The sequence below is a fragment of the Cutibacterium nasicola genome (assembly GCF_051303185.1).
Classification (GTDB): domain Bacteria; phylum Actinomycetota; class Actinomycetes; order Propionibacteriales; family Propionibacteriaceae; genus Cutibacterium.
This window is the reverse complement of the sequence record NZ_JBPPGE010000004.1, coordinates 278,662-296,980: the sequence shown is the minus strand read 5'-3', so window position 1 is coordinate 296,980 and position 18,319 is coordinate 278,662. Positions and strand designations below refer to the sequence as shown.

The window sequence follows — 18,319 nt, the reverse complement described above, 5'->3', positions numbered from 1 at the left end:
TGACGAGGAGGGGCCACCACTCACTCATGTGGGGGAAAGAGAACAATAGTGCTGGACACCAACTACTACGACCGGTTGCAGATCGGCCTGGCCACGGCCGACCAGATCCGTACGTGGAGCCACGGCGAGGTCAAGAAGCCCGAGACCATCAACTACCGCACCCTCAAACCCGAGCGTGACGGCCTGTTCTGTGAGAAGATCTTCGGCCCGACCCGCGACTGGGAGTGTTACTGCGGCAAGTACAAGCGCGTTCGCTTCAAGGGCATCATCTGTGAGCGCTGTGGCGTCGAGGTGACCCGTTCCAACGTGCGTCGTGAGCGCATGGGACACATCGAGCTCGTGGCCCCGGTGACCCATATCTGGTACTTCAAGGGGGTTCCCTCCCGGCTGGGGTACTTGCTCGACGTTGCGCCCAAGGACCTCGAGAAGGTCATCTACTTCGCGGCGTACATGATCACCGCCGTCGATGAGGAGGCCCGCCACCGCGACCTTCCTTCTCTGGAGGCCAAGGTGCAGACCGAGCGCTCGCGCCTGGAGCAGCGCCGTGACTCCGAGCTCGAGGCCCGCCGGGTCAAGCTCGAGGAGGACATGGCCCAGCTCGAGGCTGACGGGGCCAAGGCTGACGTTCGTCGCAAGGTCAAGGACGGCGCCGAGAAGGAGCTCAAGCACATCGAGACCCGCGCCCAGCGTCAGATCGATCGCCTGGACGCCGTGTGGGACCGCTTCAAGAACCTCAAGGTCCAGGACCTCGAGGGCGACGAGATTCTCTACCGCGAGATGAAGTCGCGCTTCGGCAAGTACTTCGAGGGTTCGATGGGTGCCGAGGCGATCAAGCGTCGTCTGGGTGACTTCGACCTGGCTGGTGAGTCCGAGAAGTTGCGCGACATCATCAAGACTGGCCGGGGCCAGAAGAAGACCCGTGCCCTCAAGCGCCTCAAGGTCGTGCAGGCCTTCCTCGACTCCGGCAACTCGCCGGAGGGCATGGTGCTGGACTGCGTCCCGGTCATCCCGCCGGACCTGCGCCCGATGGTGCAGCTCGACGGTGGCCGCTTCGCCACCTCGGACCTCAACGACCTCTACCGTCGCGTCATCAACCGAAACAACCGCCTCAAGAGGCTGGTTGACCTCGGTGCCCCGGAGATCATCGTCAACAACGAGAAGCGCATGCTCCAGGAGGCCGTCGACTCCCTGTTCGACAACGGCCGCCGTGGACGCCCGGTGAGCGGCCCTGGCAACCGTCCGCTCAAGTCGCTGTCCGACATGCTCAAGGGTAAGCAGGGACGTTTCCGTCAGAACCTGCTCGGTAAGCGCGTCGACTACTCCGGCCGTTCCGTCATCGTCGTCGGCCCGCAGCTCAAGATGCATCAGTGTGGTCTGCCCAAGACCATGGCCCTGGAGCTGTTCAAGCCCTTCGTCATGAAGCGTCTGGCCGACCTCGAGCACGCCCAGAACGTCAAGTCCGCCAAACGCATGGTCGAGCGTCAGCGTCCGGTGGTGTGGGACGTCCTCGAGGAGGTCATCAAGGAGCACCCGGTTCTGCTGAACCGTGCGCCTACCCTGCACCGTCTGGGTATCCAGGCCTTCGAGCCCCAGCTCATCGAGGGCAAGGCCATCCAGCTTCACCCGCTCGTCTGCTCGGCCTTCAACGCTGACTTCGACGGTGACCAGATGGCCGTGCACCTGCCTCTGAGCCCCGAGGCCCAGGCCGAGGCCCGAGTCCTGATGCTGTCGACGAACAACATCCTCAAGCCCGCTGACGGTCGCCCGGTCGCTCTGCCCTCGCACGAGATGATCATCGGTGCCTACTACCTGACGATGGCCCTTGACGGCCTCAAGGGTGAGGGACGTGCCTTCTCCTCGCTGGCCGAGGCGATCATGGCCCATGATCTCGGGGAGCTCGAGGTTGGTGCCAAGATCAAGCTGCGTCTCAAGGATGTCGTGCCGCCGCACGGCGAGACGGTTCGCGCTGACGGCTCCGTCATCCTCGACACCACCCTGGGACAAGCTCTGTTCAACGAGGTGCTGCCGGACGACTACCCCTACGTCGACTACCTCGTCGGCAAGAAGCAGATTGGCAAGATTGTCAACGACCTCAGCGAGCGGATGACCCAGCTCGAGGTGGCCCACGTTCTCGACAACCTCAAGAACATCGGTTACAAGTGGGGTTCGCTGTCCGGCGTGACCGTCTCCATCGGTGACGTCCAGACCCCGCCGACCAAGCCGGAGATCCTGGCCGGGTACGAGGCTCGCGCCGCCAAGGTCGACCGTGAGTACGATCGCGGCGCCGTGACCGAGGAGGAGCGTCGTCAGGACCTCATCCAGATCTGGACCGAGGCCACTGCCGAGCTGACCGCTGCCATGGAGGCCAATTTCACCCAGACCAACCCGATTCACATGATGGTCGACTCGGGCGCCCGAGGTTCCATGACCCAGATGCGTCAGATCGCTGCTATGCGTGGCCTGGTGGCTGACCCGAAGGGCGACATCATTCCTCGCCCGATCAAGTCGAACTTCCGCGAGGGCCTGACGGTTCTGGAGTACTTCATCTCCACTCACGGTGGTCGCAAGGGACAGGCCGACACCGCTCTGCGTACCGCTGACTCCGGTTACCTGACTCGTCGGCTGGTCGACGTGTCCCAGGACGTCATCGTCCGCGAGGAGGACTGTGGCACCTCCCGGGGCATGCCCAAGACCATCGCTGTCGATGACGGCAACGGCAACCTGGTGCGTGCCGAGGGGCTGGACACTGCGGTGTACGCCCGCTGTCTGGCTGCCGACGCCGTCGACGCCAATGGCAATGTCGTGGTGGAAGCCAACTCCGATCTCGGCGACGAGGAGATGTCCAAGCTCATCGCCGCCGGCATCTCGCAGATCAAGGTGCGGTCGGTACTCACCTGCACTGCAGCCCAGGGCTGCTGCGCCCGGTGCTACGGACGTTCGCTGTCGACCGGTCACCTGGTTGACGTCGGCGAGGCCGTGGGCATCATTGCGGCCCAGTCGATCGGTGAGCCCGGCACCCAGCTGACGATGCGTACCTTCCACACCGGTGGTGTCGCCGGTGATGACATCACCCAGGGTCTTCCCCGTGTCGTCGAGCTCTTCGAGGCCCGTAGCCCGAAGGGCAAGTCGCCACTGGCCGAGGCCGCTGGTGTCATCCGCATCGATGAGTCCGACACCCGTCGTAAGCTCATCCTGGTGCGTGACGACGGCGAGGAGGACGTGGAGTACGTGCTACCGCGTCGTGCCCGTCTCGAGTTCGACCTCGACGGCACCCACCGTGTCATTCGTGACGGCGTGCGGGTGGCCGCCGGCGAGCAGCTCATGGGTGGTACCGCCGACCCGCAGGACGTCCTGCGCATCTCCGGTGTGCGCCGGGTGCAGGAGTACCTCGTCAAGGAGGTCCAGAAGGTCTACAACACCCAGGGTGCTGGCATCCACGAGAAGCACATCGAGATCGTCATTCGCCAGATGCTTCGCCGCATCACCGTCATCGAGTCCGGTGACACCCAGATGATGCCGGGTGAGTTGGTGGATCGTAACTCCTACGAGAACGCCAACCGTAAGGCTGTTGCCGAGGGCGGTCGCCCTGCGGAGGGCCGTCCGGTGCTCATGGGCATCACGAAGGCTTCGCTGGCCACCGAGTCCTGGCTGTCGGCCGCCTCCTTCCAGGAGACAACGAAGGTGCTCACTGATGCCGCCATCAACGGCAAGACGGACACCTTGGTCGGCCTCAAGGAGAACGTCATCCTCGGTAAGCTCATCCCGGCTGGTACCGGCCTGGAGGTGTACCGCAACATGCGGGTGGAGCCGACCGCGGAGGCCAAGGCTGCTGCGTTCACGATGAACTACGACCCGTTCGACTACGACTTCGGTTCGGGGTCGGGTGCGGCTGTTCCGTTGGACGACTTGGACCTGGGTCCGATGGCCTGATCTGACTGACCCTTGGGAGCGGGGCGGTGCCGAAAACGGTGTCGCCCCGCTCTCGTCGTCTCGGGTGTGTCGTCGGGGCTGAAAAGGGTGGAGTGCCCCTGGTCGGTATGACGAGCTGGTGGCGTCCTTGATCCGCGACGCAAGTACCAAGGAGTGAGGCAAGCACCAAGAAGTATGAGCCCCGTGTCCATCGTGGGCGCTGGACTCGCCCCTGTTCTCAAGGCCAGGGACGTTGCCGAATTGTTGGCTGTCCCACCCGTGTCGTAAACTTGTCCGAGTATGAATACCGCTGGTATCGTTAGGGGATGAAGGAATGAAGCGCGCAGTTGTCGCAGGTGCCGTCGTGGCGTGTCTGGGAATGGCTGGCGCCGTGTCGGCCGCCACCAGTGCTCATGCGCAGAGCGCACCCGTTCCCACTCCGACGTCCCGAGCGACTGCAGACGCCCGCCCGACTCATCGTGCATCGGTGCATGTGAGTGTCGGCGTCAGCCGGTCGCCTCACCGTCGCGTTATCGTGCCCCCGGAGGTTCACGGCGGCACCATCCACCTTCCGAACATCAGTGCCGGCCCCATCGTACTGCCGACCATCAAGGGTGGGACGATCACCCTCCCCGACATCAACGGTGGCACCATCACCCTTCCCGATGTCAGTGGGCGGCCCATCGTCCTGCCGAAGATTGAAGGTGGGGTGGTGAGCATCCCGCCGATCGTGTTCCCCTCCCTGCACGCCTCGGGTGACATTCACGTCAACGGAACGATCAAGGGGCAGGTCAACGGCAAGAGCCATGGCAACTTCCTGGCTGCGGGTGACATGGGTGCTCCTGCCTCCCGTCCGGTGGCGCTTCCTCGTACGGGCGTCTGAGGAACAGCTGACGGTGACCCGTGGAGTTGAGCTCCACGGGACTGTCGCGATGCCTTTTCGACGCACCTCGTCGCAGCGACGGCGAGTTTGACCCTCTGCAACCCGGGGGATACGCTGTTAGCGCGTGTCCGGATCAACCGGGCACTTGTGCGTGCCCTGGCATGGCGACACACGACCACTCGAGTTGCTGCGAGAAGGTCCGCCCGTGCGGAGTTCGCACGGCACTTCCAATCTGCAGCGAGGGGCAGCGGTGATCCCGACGCAGCGATGGAGAAGTGCGAAGCCAGGGAATTCCGAACCCACCAGACGGAAAGAGATACCAGCCGGTGCCTACAATCCAGCAGCTGGTCCGCAAGGGCCGCACTGACAAGATCAGCAAGAACAAGACGCCTGCCCTCAAGGGCTCGCCGCAGCGTCGTGGCGTGTGCACCCGCGTGTACACCACGACGCCGAAGAAGCCGAACTCGGCTCTGCGAAAGGTTGCCCGTGTGCGCCTGTCGTCGGGCATCGAGGTCACGGCCTACATCCCCGGTGTCGGACACAACCTCCAGGAGCACTCGATGGTGCTCGTGCGTGGCGGTCGTGTGAAGGACCTCCCGGGTGTGCGTTACAAGATCGTCCGCGGCTCCCTCGACACCCAGGGTGTCAAGGGCCGCAAGCAGGCCCGTAGCCGCTACGGTGCCAAGAAGGAGAAGTGATCCATGCCTCGTAAGGGACCCGCGCCGAAGCGTCCAGTGATGGTCGATCCCGTCTACGGATCTCCTCTCGTCTCCCAACTCGTGAGCAAGATCCTTCTCGACGGCAAGAAGACTGTCGCCCAGAACATCGTTTACACCGCCCTTGAGGGTTGCCGCGCCAAGACCAACACGGATCCGGTGCAGACCCTCAAGCGCGCGCTCGACAACATCAAGCCCTCCTTGGAGGTGAAGTCCCGTCGCGTCGGCGGTGCCACCTACCAGGTGCCGGTCGAGGTCAAGCCCGCTCGCCAGACCACCTTGGCCTTGCGTTGGCTGGTGGCCTTCTCCCGTGAGCGTCGTGAAAAGACCATGGCTGAGCGTCTCATGAACGAGATCCTTGACGCCTCCAACGGTCTCGGTGCTTCCGTGAAGCGCCGTGAGGACACCCACAAGATGGCTGAGGCCAACCGCGCCTTCGCCCACTACCGCTGGTAATTGTCGGGCCCCCTTCCTGTCAGGAAGGGGGCACCATCACGTCCAGCCCAGAAAACCTCGCGGTTCACCGCAGGTTCATCTGCGTCGAGCATCATACGAAGACCACTAACTCCAAGATTCGAGGTCAAGAACAGTGGCCAAAATTGACCTGAGCAAGGTTCGCAACATCGGCATCATGGCCCACATCGATGCCGGCAAGACGACGACGACTGAGCGCATCCTCTACTACACCGGTAAGTCCTACAAGATTGGTGAGACCCACGAGGGCAACGCCACCATGGACTGGATGGAGCAGGAGCAGGAGCGTGGTATCACCATCACGTCGGCTGCCACCACCACCTTCTGGCACGACACCCAGATCAACATCATCGACACCCCCGGACACGTGGACTTCACCGTCGAGGTGGAGCGTTCCCTGCGTGTTCTCGACGGTGCCGTCGCCGTCTTCGACGGTGTGGCCGGTGTCGAGCCGCAGTCGATGACCGTGTGGCGTCAGGCCGCCAAGTACGGCGTGCCGCGTATCTGCTACGTCAACAAGCTTGACCGCACCGGTGCCGACTTCGATCACGCCGTGCAGACCATCAAGGACCGCCTGCACGCCATTCCGGTTCTGCTGCAGCTGCCGATCGGTGCCGAGGACAAGTTCGTGGGGATCGTTGACCTCGTCGAGATGAATGCCAAGACTTGGCGTGGCGAGACCGAGCTCGGCGCTCACTACGAGACCGAGGACATCCCGGCCGACATGAAGGATGAGGTCGAGGCCGCCCGCGCCGATATGCTCGAGACCGTCGCCGAGAACGACGAGGAGTTCATGGAGCTCTACCTCGAGGATCCGGACTCGGTGACCGTTGATCAGCTCAAGGCTGCCATTCGACGCGGTGTGCTGGCTTCCGCCTTCACCGCCGTCACCTGTGGCACCTCGTTCAAGAACAAGGGTGTGCAGCCGCTGCTCGACGCCATCGTCGACTACTTGCCGTCCCCGCTCGACGTCCCGGCCATTTCCGGCTTCAAGCCCGGTGACGAGTCCGTCGAGCTCCAGCGGCGCCCCTCCGACGAGGAGCCGCTGTCGATCTTGGCCTTCAAGATTGCCTCCGACCCGCACCTGGGCAAGCTGACCTTCGTGCGCGTCTACTCCGGCGTCCTGCACGCTGGTGGTCAGGTGCTCAATGCTACCAAGGGCAAGAAGGAGCGCATCGGCAAGATCTACCAGATGCACGCCAACAAGCGCGAAGAGATCGAGAGCATCGGCGCAGGCATGATCTGCGCCGTCATGGGCCTGAAGGACACCACCACTGGTGAGACCCTCTGCGACCCGAACAACCCGGTCATCCTCGAGTCAATGACCTTCCCGGCCCCCGTGATCGAACAGGCCATCGAGCCGAAGTCGAAGGCCGACCAGGAGAAGCTGTCGAACGCCATTCAGCGTCTCGTCGAGGAGGATCCGACCTTCCGCGTCCACACCGACGAGGAAACCGGCCAGACCATCGTCGCCGGCATGGGTGAGCTCCACCTGGACGTCTTCATCGACCGCATGAAGCGTGAGTTCCACGTCGAGGCCAACATCGGCAAGCCGCAGGTCGCCTACCGCGAGACCCTACGCAAGCCGGTCGAGAAGTACGAGTACACACACAAGAAGCAGACCGGTGGTTCTGGCCAGTTCGCTCGTGTCATCATCGCGATCGAGCCTCAGAGGCCCGGCTTCGGCTACGAGTTCGTCAATGCCGTCACTGGCGGTCGCATCCCCAAGGAGTACATCCCCTCGGTCGACGCCGGTATCCAGGAGTCCATGCAGTTCGGTGTTCTCGCCGGCTACCCGGTTGAGGACGTCAAGGTCACCCTGCTCGATGGCGCCTACCACGAGGTCGACTCCTCCGAGATGGCCTTCAAGATCGCCGGATCGATGGCCTTCAAGGAGGCTGCTCGTAAGGCCAACCCGGGTCTGCTCGAGCCGTTGATGGCCGTCGAGGTGACCACCCCCGAGGACTACCTCGGTACTGTCATCGGTGACCTCAACTCCCGTCGTGGCCAGATTCAGGAAATGGTCGAGGAGCACGGAAACAAGGTCGTGCGCGCCTTGGTCCCGCTGTCCGAGATGTTCGGATACGTCGGTGATCTGCGTTCGAAGACCTCCGGGCAGGCTACCTACTCGATGGAGTTCGACTCCTACGGCGAGTGCCCGTCCACCGTTGCTGATGAGATCATCGCCAAGGCCAACGGGGGCAAGTGAGCCCACGGTCGTAACTGACTGACAATTCGGCCCGGTCCCGCATCTGCGGTGCCGGGCCGAATTGTCGTCGGCGGCGTCACATTTCGGACTGACGATCACCTGAGCGGAAACAGATTAGTGCCCTCACCGAAATCAGGTGCAGACACGGTGCGCTGGTCGCCGTCGCGAACCCGATCGCCATCGTGGTGATGTGAGGCAGACGGGGACACCGTCATGGATGCCCATGTGACAACGGGAAGGTCAGAATGGATGATTCGGGAAGGATCGGCGACGGCATCCGCGCTGCGCCGCGGTATTGCTGTGCTGTGTGCCATGGCCGCTTCTGTGCTGTCGGGGTGCGGTGCCGTTGTCACTACGAAGTTGGGCGTCAAGGACGATGGCTCGGGAGCGCGGGTGATGACCGCGACGTATACCAATGACGACACGGACGAAGCCAAGAAGGTGTTCGCCATCAGCCCTGATCGGATCGAGAAGAGCATCAAGAAGCACCTTCCCTCGCAGCTGACGTTCAAGGGACTCAATGTCAGTGGCAAGACGATGACGGCGACCTTTGAACTGGACTTCTCCACTTATGACGACTATCTCGCGAAGGTGCGTGCCCTGACCGTTGGCTCCTCGCACGAGGATCCACACTCTGACGTCCAGAAGATCAACACCCCCCTCGTTCAAGGCGTGGTGGGCAATGAGGACTTTGCCTCTAGCCACCTTCCAGAAAGACTGCGCGACAGTGGAAGCCGCGATGCGTAGGTCAAGAAGATCACCGTCGACCCTACGGATGTGAATACCCTCAACAAGAGGGTGGCCCAGGCCCTGGGAATAGTTCGAGCGACATCAAGCTGACAACCGACGACGCTCATCCGATGGACGCGGACAGCAGTTCCGACCATCCCAGTCTCGGTGTGCCGGTGAAGCTGACGGCGAAGCCGACGTGTTCAGCCATCTGCACGCGCAAGAAGGATGCCATCGACACCAAGAGCAGCGCCGTGACCACGACGGTCGATCCTCAGGGAGAGGTGTCCTCGCTGGACATCGTTCCCGGTAACGCGGCCTACAGGGTTGCGTTGAGCCACGGCAGTTCTGCGAATGGCCACAAGGAACAGATCTGGAAACCGCAGGATTCCGACAGCAGTGAGTTCAAGGCAGCGGCGAGTACCTGGAAGCTGGCCCCACTCATCGCCTGGGGCGTGGTGCTCCTGGTCAACAGGGATGCCCGAATCCTCCTGGCTGGCCGGGCGCCAGTGGTCAACGGTGGCAGGGTAATCCACCACCGGCGGCGAACCCGCCTCAGGCTGACATCGGTCGGTGGAATGGGCCGGACGGCAACTGAGGGTTCCCGACGGCGCGTCGGCCTGCATGGCTCGACGTACCGTCATCCTGGGGGTGGTTGAGAAGAATTGCGTACGTGCTCGCGTGGGTTTGACTATCGCGGGCAGGTGTAGAACGATAGGACAAGTTCCCTGACCTCTGGTCGGGGGCCCGTCCAGAAACGTTCCTGGGAACCTCCCAGGAATATCCACATGACGCGTCCCGTGCACAAGCGGGCGACATTCCAGAAGGAGCCCCAGTGGCAAAGGCCAAGTTCGAGCGGACCAAGCCGCACTGCAACATCGGCACCATCGGACACATCGACCACGGCAAGACGACCCTCACCGCGGCGATCTCCAAGGTGCTGCACGACAAGTACCCGGAGCTGAACGAGGAGTCGCCGTTCGACCAGATCGACAAGGCTCCCGAGGAGCGTCAGCGCGGCATCACGATCTCGATCGCTCACGTCGAGTACCAGACCGAGAAGCGTCACTACGCTCACGTTGACTGCCCCGGTCACGCTGACTACGTCAAGAACATGATCACCGGTGCTGCCCAGATGGACGGCGCCATCCTCGTGGTTGCCGCCACTGACGGCCCGATGCCCCAGACTCGCGAGCACGTCCTCCTCGCCCGCCAGGTGGGTGTGCCGGCCATCGTCGTTGCCCTCAACAAGTGCGACATGGTTGACGACGAGGAGCTCATTGAGCTCGTCGAGATGGAGGTTCGCGAGCTGCTGACCTCGCAGGAGTTCGACGGTGACAACTGTCCCGTTGTCCGCATCTCCGCCTTCCAGGCCCTCCAGGGTGACGAGAAGTGGACCCAGTCCATCCTCGACCTCATGGACGCCGTTGACGAGTACATCCCGGCTCCCGAGCGAGACCTCGACAAGCCCTTCCTCATGCCGATCGAGGACGTCTTCACCATCACTGGTCGTGGCACCGTTGTCACCGGTCGTGTTGAGCGTGGCGTCGTCAAGCCCGGCGAGGAGGTCGAGATTGTCGGTATCCACGAGAAGACCCAGAAGACCACCGTCACCGGTGTTGAGATGTTCCGCAAGATCCTCGACGAGGGTCGCGCTGGTGAGAACGTCGGTGTTCTGCTCCGTGGCACCAAGAAGGAGGACGTCGTTCGCGGCATGGTCCTCTGCAAGCCCGGTTCCACCACTCCGCACACCGACTTCGAGGGCCAGGTTTACGTCCTGAAGAAGGACGAGGGTGGCCGTCACAAGCCATTCTTCTCGCACTACAGCCCCCAGTTCTTCTTCCGTACCACGGACGTGACTGGCACTGTTGAGCTCCCCGAGGGCACCGAGATGGTCATGCCTGGTGACAACACTGACATGACTGTCCACCTGATCCACCCGGTCGCCATGGAGGAGCGGCTCAAGTTCGCCATCCGTGAGGGTGGCCGCACCGTTGGTGCCGGTCGTGTCACCAAGATCATCAAGTGATGTGATCTGAGCTTTTCGACGAGGCCCGTCCCCACGTGGGGACGGGCCTCGTCGCACATCCGGGTGGGACGGAAGGGACCGGGCAAGACGTGGCCTGCATCTGGGGCAACTGGCCTCATGCCGCCTGTTCCTGACACCGGTCACAAGACACGACTTCCGCGCCTGGCCGAGAGGGGCCGGCGATCACCCAGGAGCCGACGTCTCGGGGATCACCTTCGCGATGGCATCCATGGTGTGACGATCGCAATGAATGCCGAGGACTGCCGACCACACGGGGATGAGCTCGCTGTGGTAGTTGTGCCCGTGTCCGCCGGGCGGGGTCGTCGACAAAGCCATGTCGGCCGTGACCTGCCAGAAACTCGACCATGGGGTCCAGTGAATGTGAGGATTGACGTCGTTGCCAGCGCGCTCGCGCATCCAGTCGGGTTCTGACCAGATCATCTCGGGGGACCACCACGTCACCGGATCGGACGGGTGCTGTACATAGGCGATACGCGTGTGCGCTGACCACGGGGGATAGGCGGCTCCCCAGTGATCGTGGTGGACCTCGCCCGGGTTGCCCATGAACCTCACGATTCGGCCATTGTCGATCACGGGGACGATGGCGGGGGAACCCTCTCGTCGGTTCGCCTCCAAGCCCTTCCAGATCGGCGTGAACCCGGGCGTCCCGACCCACACCGCACCGTCCACCTTGGAGATCATCTCGTCAATGGACGTAAAGGCCGACTGACCACCGTAGGACCCCAGCGACACCCCGCTCGTGTAGAGCTTCGGGCGAGTGTGCGGGTCCAGGGTGGCCCAGTAGTCATGGATGACGTTGAACAGGGCCTGGGCGCCTTCTTTGGGCGATTCGCGGTCCAGGAGGAAGGCCCCGACACTGCCCAGGTACGAGTACTGCATCGTCGCCGTTGCGCAGTCGCCACCGGTCAGATACTCCACCGCCGACACCGACCACTCCTCGATCCAGCCCGACCCGGTGCCGTTCTGGACGACGAGCACCTTGCGATTGAAGGCGTCAGTACGGATGAGCTCGGCGAGCACGCCATTCGCTTCTGCAATGTAGTCGCGACGGGAATTGAGTCCGGCGTAGACGCGGATTGGCTCCTTGGCCGGCTGGCCGGTGATCTTCTCGATCATGGAGGCATCAGGGCCGTTGGCGACGACATCCTTGCCTTCCCGACCCAAGCTGTCCCAGGTTTGAAGTGAGGCGGGGGATCCAGACCGAAGGGGTGACGTCGGGGGTTTCCGTCCGGCCGCTGTCTGCGCATTGGTCTCAGCCATGACGTGGGCCACGGCATTGGCCGTCGTCCTGACAATGACGTTGTTCGTCGCCCACAGCAGGACAGAGACGCTCAGCACCACGACGACAATCGCGAGCACGGGCTGGGCGATGAAACGGTGCACTCCGGTGTACAGACTTCGGATGCCCTGAGCGATGAGACGGATGAGCAGTACGGTCGCGGCGAACAGGATGAGACCGGTGAAGACGCCGACGGTCTGTGCGACCCAGACCTTTCGAGGTAACCCAACTGCCTCGGAGACGATCTTCTGCTGGCGTGTGCACCACACGAACATCCACAGCGAGATGAGGGCGAGGATGGCGTACCAACTACGCCGGATGCCACGTACGGCATTCGTCGAGACCGTCACCTGCAACCGTGTGATCTCGGCCAGCCACCGAGAGATCCGCCCAATGAGTCCGCCGACACCGTAGGCGAGAAGGGTCGACAGCCAGACGTTGATGGCCACCATCCACCAGGTCCGGGGAACCAGAGATGGTGTAAGAGCCGTCCAGAGGCCGAACAGAGCGAAGACGAGGCCAGCAACACTGGCACGGCGCAGCACCCTCGCCGGCCAACGTCGGTTGGTCAGCTGAGCCGGGAGTCCATGCTTTGGATCCCGTGGAACGATGTGGGTTGTCAGCGCTGTGTCCTTTCAGTGTCAGTGCCACAGCACACTCTTCCACGTCGTGGGGACAGTAAGGGCCTCGGCCCGCCACTCCTGGGCGGGCCGAGGCCCAGTTGTGGTCTCATCAGAGGCCAGTGCTCGGCAAAGTGGTGGGGCTATCGCCGGAACTGGGCTGGGACCCCTCACCGGGGTCCACGTCCTTGCCAGACGTGCTACCCGGCTTACCGCTGGTCGGCCAGGTCTGTCCGGTCGTGGTGATGAACCAGTTGAGATCGAAGAAGTCCTTCGGGTCGATGCTCTTCATCGTCGAGGCGGTGTCGATGAGCAGCTGACGGATCTCGAGGATCTCGTTCCAGACGACCGGGGCTTGCGCGACGTGCGGGTAAGTGCCGCCACCGCTCACGCGGTAGTTGTTGATGGCCAGGACGAACTTCTGCTCGTCGGTGACCGGCTCGCCCTGCCATGACAGACCCAGGATGCGCTTGCCGATCGGTTGTGAGATGTCGATGGAGTACTTGACACCCGTGACGACGTCGTAGTTGTAGTCCCACACCGGCTTGCCCTGGTAGTCAGCCTGGGTGTCGCCGCCCTCACTGGCCGGAGCCGGGTTGACGGTGGCGCCCTTCTTGACCCGCTTGAAGTACTTTGCGGAGTACTCCAGGTAGTCCTTGAGCTGCTTACCGGTGAGGAGGATGCTCGCCAGCGTGTTGTCGAAGACGTACAGGCCGGCAATGTCCTTGATCTTGACGTCACCCTTCGGGAAGGCGGCGGTACGGGAGAATGGCGACACCTGGGCGATGACCGGGATGCCGCCATATGTGCCACCCGTGATGGCCTTGGCGACGGTGTCGGCCTCGACCTTGCCGATGAAGTCGAGGATTGGGGTGTCCTCAACCATCGAGCGTTCGGTCGTGAGCTTCGTCGTCGAGGTGGCGACGACCGAGTTGACGTATTCGACGGTGGCTTGGTGGTCAGCGTACAACTCGGCGTCGGACGCGAACTCCTTGTCCTCCTCGACGTCGCGGGTGTAGCGCGGCTTGACGGCAACCTGGTCGTGGAGCACGCAGGCCTTGCCGGTGGAGAAGTCCAGCGGGATCGTCACCTGGGACACCGAACGGGCCCAGTAGTCGGGCTGGGTGATGACGACCTTGTGACCCGAGACGCCATTGACGATCTCGACCGGGTCGTCCTGGTGCGTGTGACCGATGACGACGACGTCGACCTCGGGAACGGACTTGGCCAGGACGGTGGCGTCGTTCTCCGGCAGACCCTTGTGGATCGGGGTGGCTTGGTCTTCAGAGAGCCCGGCGTGGATGAGGACGACGATGACGTCGGCTCCGTCCTTGCGTAGTTTGACCGAATATGTGGCAGCCGTCTTCACCGGATCGGCGATGTCGACCCTGTCGGTCAGATTCGCCTTGTCCCAGACCATCGATCCAGGGGTCGTGACGGCGACGACGCCGACCTTGACCTGGCGGCCGTCAACGGTCTTGGTGAGCATGAGGGTGCCCTGGGTGAGCGGCTTGCCGGTCTTGAGGTCGATGACGTTGGCGCACAGCAGGGGAGCCTTGAGGTCACTCTTGTAACGGTTGAGCTCCTTGAGTCCGTAGTTGAACTCATGGTTGCCGATGTTGGCGGCGTCGTAGCCGACGAGATTGTACGCCCGAGCCATGACCTCGGTGGGACCGAGTTTTTCAGGCTGCCTGGCCGAGAGGTAGGTCAGCGGGGTGCCCTGAATGGTGTCGCCGTTGTCGAGCATGACGACGGAGTCGGCGCCCCTTTCAGCACGGACCTTCTTGACGATGGTGGCCACTCGACTCACACCCAACGGAGCCGAGGAGCGCGCCTTGTGCGACGGCGGGTAGGGGGCGTCAGCGAAGTAGTCCCAGTCGAAGACGTGACCGTGGATGTCCGTGGTGGCCAGCACCGTCAGCGCTGCGGCGCCGACAGCGGAGCCCGATGCCTGCGGAGCGGACGACGTCGACGGCGACGCGAAGGAATTTCCGACAGCGGTCATCGCAAGCCCTGCCCCGAGGGTGCCGGTCAGCACGGCGCGACGCGACAGGTTGGTACCACGTGGGTTGTCATGCACCGAGGATGTCCTTTCAACGAGATGGGAAGTGGCACCATCCTTGCCGAAAGAAGTGACAGACGGGTGACAATGTGATGGATTGCTACGGTCAACATCGCGTCGTCAGCCCTGACGTTTCTGCAGCTGGGCCCATTCGTCACGAAGACCAACGGTGCGGTGGAACACCGTGGTGTCCTGGTCTGCCGCGAAATACCCCAGCCTCTCGAACTGAACGACCTCGCCAGGGACGACATCTGCCAGGGCTGGCTCAGCCATCACGGTGGTGAGGGTCTGGCGCGAATCCGGGTTGAGGTCGTCGAGGGCCTCGCCGCTCTCGGAACCTGGAATCGCCGCGGTGAAGAGACGGTCGTAGAGGTTGGCGGTCACCGGCACGGCGTGGGCAGCTGAGACCCAGTGCATCGTCGATTTCACCTTGCGACCGTCGGGGGCGGTCCCGCCGCGGGACTGCGGGTCGTAGCTGGCGTGAACCTCGGCGATGGCGCCGTCGGGGTTGGTGACGACGTGAGTGGCCGTCACCAGGTAAGCGCCACGCAGACGAACCTCGCGTCCGGGAGAGAGGCGGAAGAACTTGCGGGGCGGGTCCTCGCGGAAGTCGTCGGCCTCGATCCACAGCTCACCGGTGAAGGGGACGTGACGGGTTCCGTCGTCGGGGTTCTCCGGGTTGTTGACGAGCTGGAACCACTCAACGACCGGGTTGCCGTTCTCGTCGGTAGGCCAGCCGTCGAGCACCAGCTTGAGGGGGTGCAGGACAGCCATGCGGCGCTGCGCGGTCGCGTTGAGCTCGCGGCGTACGAAGGACTCGAACTCCTCAATGGCCTTGACGGAGTTGTTCTTGGTGGTGCCGACGGCCTGGCAGAAGGCGCGGATGGCGGCAGCCGGGTAGCCACGACGACGCATGCCGCGCAGGGTGGGCATGCGGGGGTCGTCCCAACCATCAACGACACCGTCGGTCACCAGGGACTTGAGACGACGCTTCGAGGTGATGGTGTGGGTCAGCTCGAGGCGGGCGAATTCGCGCTGTTTGGGGGCCGGGCCGTCGAGCGGTACGTGGGCGAGGAACCAGTCGTAGAGGGGGCGGTGGCTGTTGAATTCCAGGGAGCACAGCGAATGAGTCACACCTTCGATGGCATCGGACTGGCCGTGGGCCCAGTCATAGGTGGGGTAGATGCACCACCTGGCGCCGGTCGAGTGGTGGGCCTGGTGGCGAATGCGGTACATGACGGGGTCGCGCAGCCACATGTTCTCGGCCTGCATGTCGATCTTGGCGCGCAGGCAGCGGGACTCGTCCGGGAACTCACCGTTGCGCATTCGCTCGAGCAGGTCGAGGGACTCCTCGGCAGGACGGTCGCGGTAGGGGCTGTTGATACCGGGCTTGCCGTAGCCACCCTTCTGCTCACGGATCATCTCGGGGGACTGGTCGTCGACGTAGGCCAGGCCCTCGCCGATGAGGTACCGAGCCCACTCGTAGAGCTTGTCGAAGTAGCTGGAGGCGTGAACGACCCGGGCGGGGGAGTATCCGAGCCATTCGATGTCCTCGATGATCGACTGGACGTACTCAACCTCCTCGGTGCCGGGGTTGGTGTCGTCCAGACGAAGGTTGCAGATGCCGTCGAAGTCCTCGGCGACGCCGAAGTCGGTGACGATGGCCTTGGCGTGGCCAATGTGCAGGTAACCGTTGGGCTCGGGTGGGAACCGGGTCTGGACCCGTCCTCCGTAGGTGCCCTGTTCGTTGTCCGCGCGAACGACCTGACGAATGAAGTCCGAGCCGGACTCGGCTCGGGTGCCGGGAGCCGGGGTTCCAGTGGGTTCTGCCATGGCGGGAACCTTACCGGAGTCTGTCGGTACTTCCCGATAGACTCCGAGGTATCATGACTGACTTGCATCCCGCGCGCACGCGCGTCGCTCCTTCGCCCACCGGAGATCCCCACGTCGGCACGGCGTACATGGCCCTGTTCGACAAGGCGTGGGCACAGCGCACCGGTGGCCAGTTCGTGCTGCGCATCGAGGACACCGATCGCAGCCGTCTGGTGGAGGGCTCGGAGGAACAGATCTACGAGACCCTGGACTGGTTGGGCCTGTCCCCCGACGAGTCGCCGCTGAGTGGTGGACCGTACGAACCGTACAAGCAGTCCGAGCGGTTGGACACCTACAAGCCGCTCGTCGACAAGCTCATCGAGTCGGGCCACGCCTACCGCTGCTGGTGCTCCCAGGAGAGGCTCAAGGAACTGCGCGAGGAGCGCGCGGCTGCGAAGTCCTCGGACACCGGTTACGACCGCATGTGTCTGGGTATGTCCAAGGAGGAGCGGGCCAAGCTGCCGGGCTTCACCGAGACCCCGGTCGTGCGCATGCTCATTCCCGAGGACGTCGACCTGGAGTTCGACGACCTCATTCGTGGCAAGGTACACGCCCCTCGGCCCGACGATCAGGTGATCCTCAAGGCTGACGGGTTCCCGACCTACCACATGGCTGTCGTCGTTGACGACCACCTCATGGGCATCGACACCGTCGTGCGCGGTGAGGAGTGGATCTCCTCAACCCCCAAGCACCTGCTGCTCTACAAGTGGTTGGGCTGGGAGGCGCCCAAGTTCGCGCACATGCCGCTGCTGCGCAACACCGACAAGTCCAAGATCTCCAAGCGCAAGAACCCCGCCGCGCGACTGATGTGGTTCCGTGAGCAGGGTTACCTGTCCGAGGCGCTGCGCAACTTCCTGCAGCTGCTGGCCTATCCGACGATCGCCGAGGGCCAGGAGATGGAGGACTTCGACTCCTTCGTCGAGCGGTTCGACTGGGCGAACATCTCCACCGGTGGGCCGGTCTTCGACGTCATCAAGTTGGACTGGCTGAACGGGCAGTACATCCGTGGTCTCGAGGCCGAGGACCTCACTGACCGTGTGCTCGAGTACGCTGACCGCACCGGCCAGGCCCAGGAGGTGCTCGGTCGTGACCTCACCGGGCAGGACCGCGAGGTCATTCACGCCGCGATGCCGCTCATTCGTGAGCGTCTGGTCCTGTTGTCGGAGGCGCTGCCGAAGCTGGCCTTTCTCCTGACTGACGACGACGCCCTCGCCTTCGACGAGGATTCCGTCTCCAGGCTCAAGGCCGGGGCTGACGAGATCCAGCGCGCGTCCACCGAGGTCCTCAAGGAGCTTGATGACTTCACCTGTGACGTCATTCAGGCCGCGCTGCGAGCCAAGCTGTGTGACGAGATGGGCATCAAGCCGCGTCTGGCCTTCACCCCGGTGCGCGTCGCCGTCACCGGGTCGCGGGTCTCCCCGCCGCTGTTCGAGGCCATGGAGATCTTGGGCAAGGAGTCGACGCTTCGTCGTATGGAAAGGTTCTGTGCCGAACTGGGTTCCCGGTGATCTGAACC

Annotated in this window: 12 protein-coding genes; 9 read left to right on the top strand and 3 right to left on the bottom strand. The window is 63.4% G+C overall.

Annotated elements, in window-relative coordinates; all coding sequences use genetic code 11:
* Nucleotides 1-48 precede the first annotated feature (48 nt).
* From ACSJJT_RS08790 to tuf, 8 genes are all read left to right on the top strand, one after another.
* Nucleotides 49-3,930: a DNA-directed RNA polymerase subunit beta' gene (locus tag ACSJJT_RS08790; protein WP_435917940.1), complete on the top strand. Its 3,882-nt coding sequence runs from the start codon at nt 49-51 to the stop codon at nt 3,928-3,930.
* Nucleotides 3,931-4,243: 313 nt separating this feature from the next.
* Nucleotides 4,244-4,792: a hypothetical protein gene (locus tag ACSJJT_RS12200; RefSeq protein WP_500861879.1), complete on the top strand. Its 549-nt coding sequence runs from the start codon at nt 4,244-4,246 to the stop codon at nt 4,790-4,792.
* Between the two features lie 326 nt (nt 4,793-5,118).
* Nucleotides 5,119-5,490, top strand: coding sequence for a 30S ribosomal protein S12 (gene rpsL / locus ACSJJT_RS08780; RefSeq protein ID WP_002514884.1), 372 nt, complete (start codon nt 5,119-5,121; stop codon nt 5,488-5,490).
* Between the two features lie 3 nt (nt 5,491-5,493).
* Entirely contained in the window at nt 5,494-5,964 is a 471-nt protein-coding gene (gene rpsG / locus ACSJJT_RS08775; RefSeq protein ID WP_435917939.1) for a 30S ribosomal protein S7, read from the top strand.
* 133 nt (nt 5,965-6,097) lie between these two features.
* Entirely contained in the window at nt 6,098-8,191 is a 2,094-nt protein-coding gene (gene fusA, locus ACSJJT_RS08770) for an elongation factor G (RefSeq protein WP_435917938.1), read from the top strand.
* 249 nt (nt 8,192-8,440) lie between these two features.
* On the top strand, nt 8,441-8,938 hold the full coding sequence (locus ACSJJT_RS08765) for a hypothetical protein (RefSeq protein WP_435917937.1): 498 nt from the start codon (nt 8,441-8,443) through the stop codon (nt 8,936-8,938).
* Nucleotides 8,939-9,051: 113 nt separating this feature from the next.
* Nucleotides 9,052-9,579 carry a hypothetical protein gene (locus tag ACSJJT_RS08760; RefSeq protein WP_435917936.1) on the top strand — a complete coding sequence of 176 codons (528 nt, stop codon included), beginning with the start codon at nt 9,052-9,054 and terminating at the stop codon, nt 9,577-9,579.
* Nucleotides 9,580-9,755: 176 nt separating this feature from the next.
* Nucleotides 9,756-10,949 carry an elongation factor Tu gene (tuf, locus tag ACSJJT_RS08755; RefSeq protein ID WP_435917935.1) on the top strand — a complete coding sequence of 398 codons (1,194 nt, stop codon included), beginning with the start codon at nt 9,756-9,758 and terminating at the stop codon, nt 10,947-10,949.
* A gap of 183 nt (nt 10,950-11,132) precedes the next feature.
* On the opposite strand, the gene ACSJJT_RS08750 is transcribed toward tuf, so the two are convergent.
* From ACSJJT_RS08750 to ACSJJT_RS08740, 3 genes are all read right to left on the bottom strand, one after another.
* Nucleotides 11,133-12,794, bottom strand: a complete 1,662-nt coding sequence (locus ACSJJT_RS08750; protein WP_435917934.1) for an alpha/beta hydrolase — start codon at nt 12,792-12,794, stop codon at nt 11,133-11,135.
* 187 nt (nt 12,795-12,981) lie between these two features.
* A complete protein-coding gene (locus ACSJJT_RS08745) occupies nt 12,982-14,949 on the bottom strand; it encodes a bifunctional metallophosphatase/5'-nucleotidase (protein WP_435917933.1) in 1,968 nt (655 codons plus the stop codon).
* Nucleotides 14,950-15,051: 102 nt separating this feature from the next.
* Nucleotides 15,052-16,764 (bottom strand): glutamine--tRNA ligase/YqeY domain fusion protein, encoded by a 1,713-nt coding sequence (locus ACSJJT_RS08740; protein ID WP_435917932.1) that lies wholly within the window; start codon nt 16,762-16,764, stop codon nt 15,052-15,054.
* Nucleotides 16,765-16,892: 128 nt separating this feature from the next.
* Here ACSJJT_RS08740 and gltX point away from each other — a divergent pair, with 128 nt between their 5' ends.
* Entirely contained in the window at nt 16,893-18,311 is a 1,419-nt protein-coding gene (gene gltX, locus ACSJJT_RS08735; RefSeq protein ID WP_435917977.1) for a glutamate--tRNA ligase, read from the top strand.
* The last annotated feature ends 8 nt before the right edge of the window (nt 18,312-18,319 follow it).

What these genes read in the sequence shown, in the direction of transcription:
- gltX (WP_435917977.1), top strand. Translation starts at nt 16,893, where the DNA reads ATGGCCCTGTTCGACAAGGCGTGGGCACAGCGCACCGGTGGCCAGTTC.
- ACSJJT_RS08765 (WP_435917937.1), top strand. Translation starts at nt 8,441, where the DNA reads ATGATTCGGGAAGGATCGGCGACGGCATCCGCGCTGCGCCGCGGTATT.
- rpsG (WP_435917939.1), top strand. Translation starts at nt 5,494, where the DNA reads ATGCCTCGTAAGGGACCCGCGCCGAAGCGTCCAGTGATGGTCGATCCC.
- ACSJJT_RS08760 (WP_435917936.1), top strand. Translation starts at nt 9,052, where the DNA reads ATGGACGCGGACAGCAGTTCCGACCATCCCAGTCTCGGTGTGCCGGTG.
- ACSJJT_RS08740 (WP_435917932.1), bottom strand. Translation starts at nt 16,764, where the DNA reads ATGGCAGAACCCACTGGAACCCCGGCTCCCGGCACCCGAGCCGAGTCC.
- ACSJJT_RS12200 (WP_500861879.1), top strand. Translation starts at nt 4,244, where the DNA reads ATGAAGCGCGCAGTTGTCGCAGGTGCCGTCGTGGCGTGTCTGGGAATG.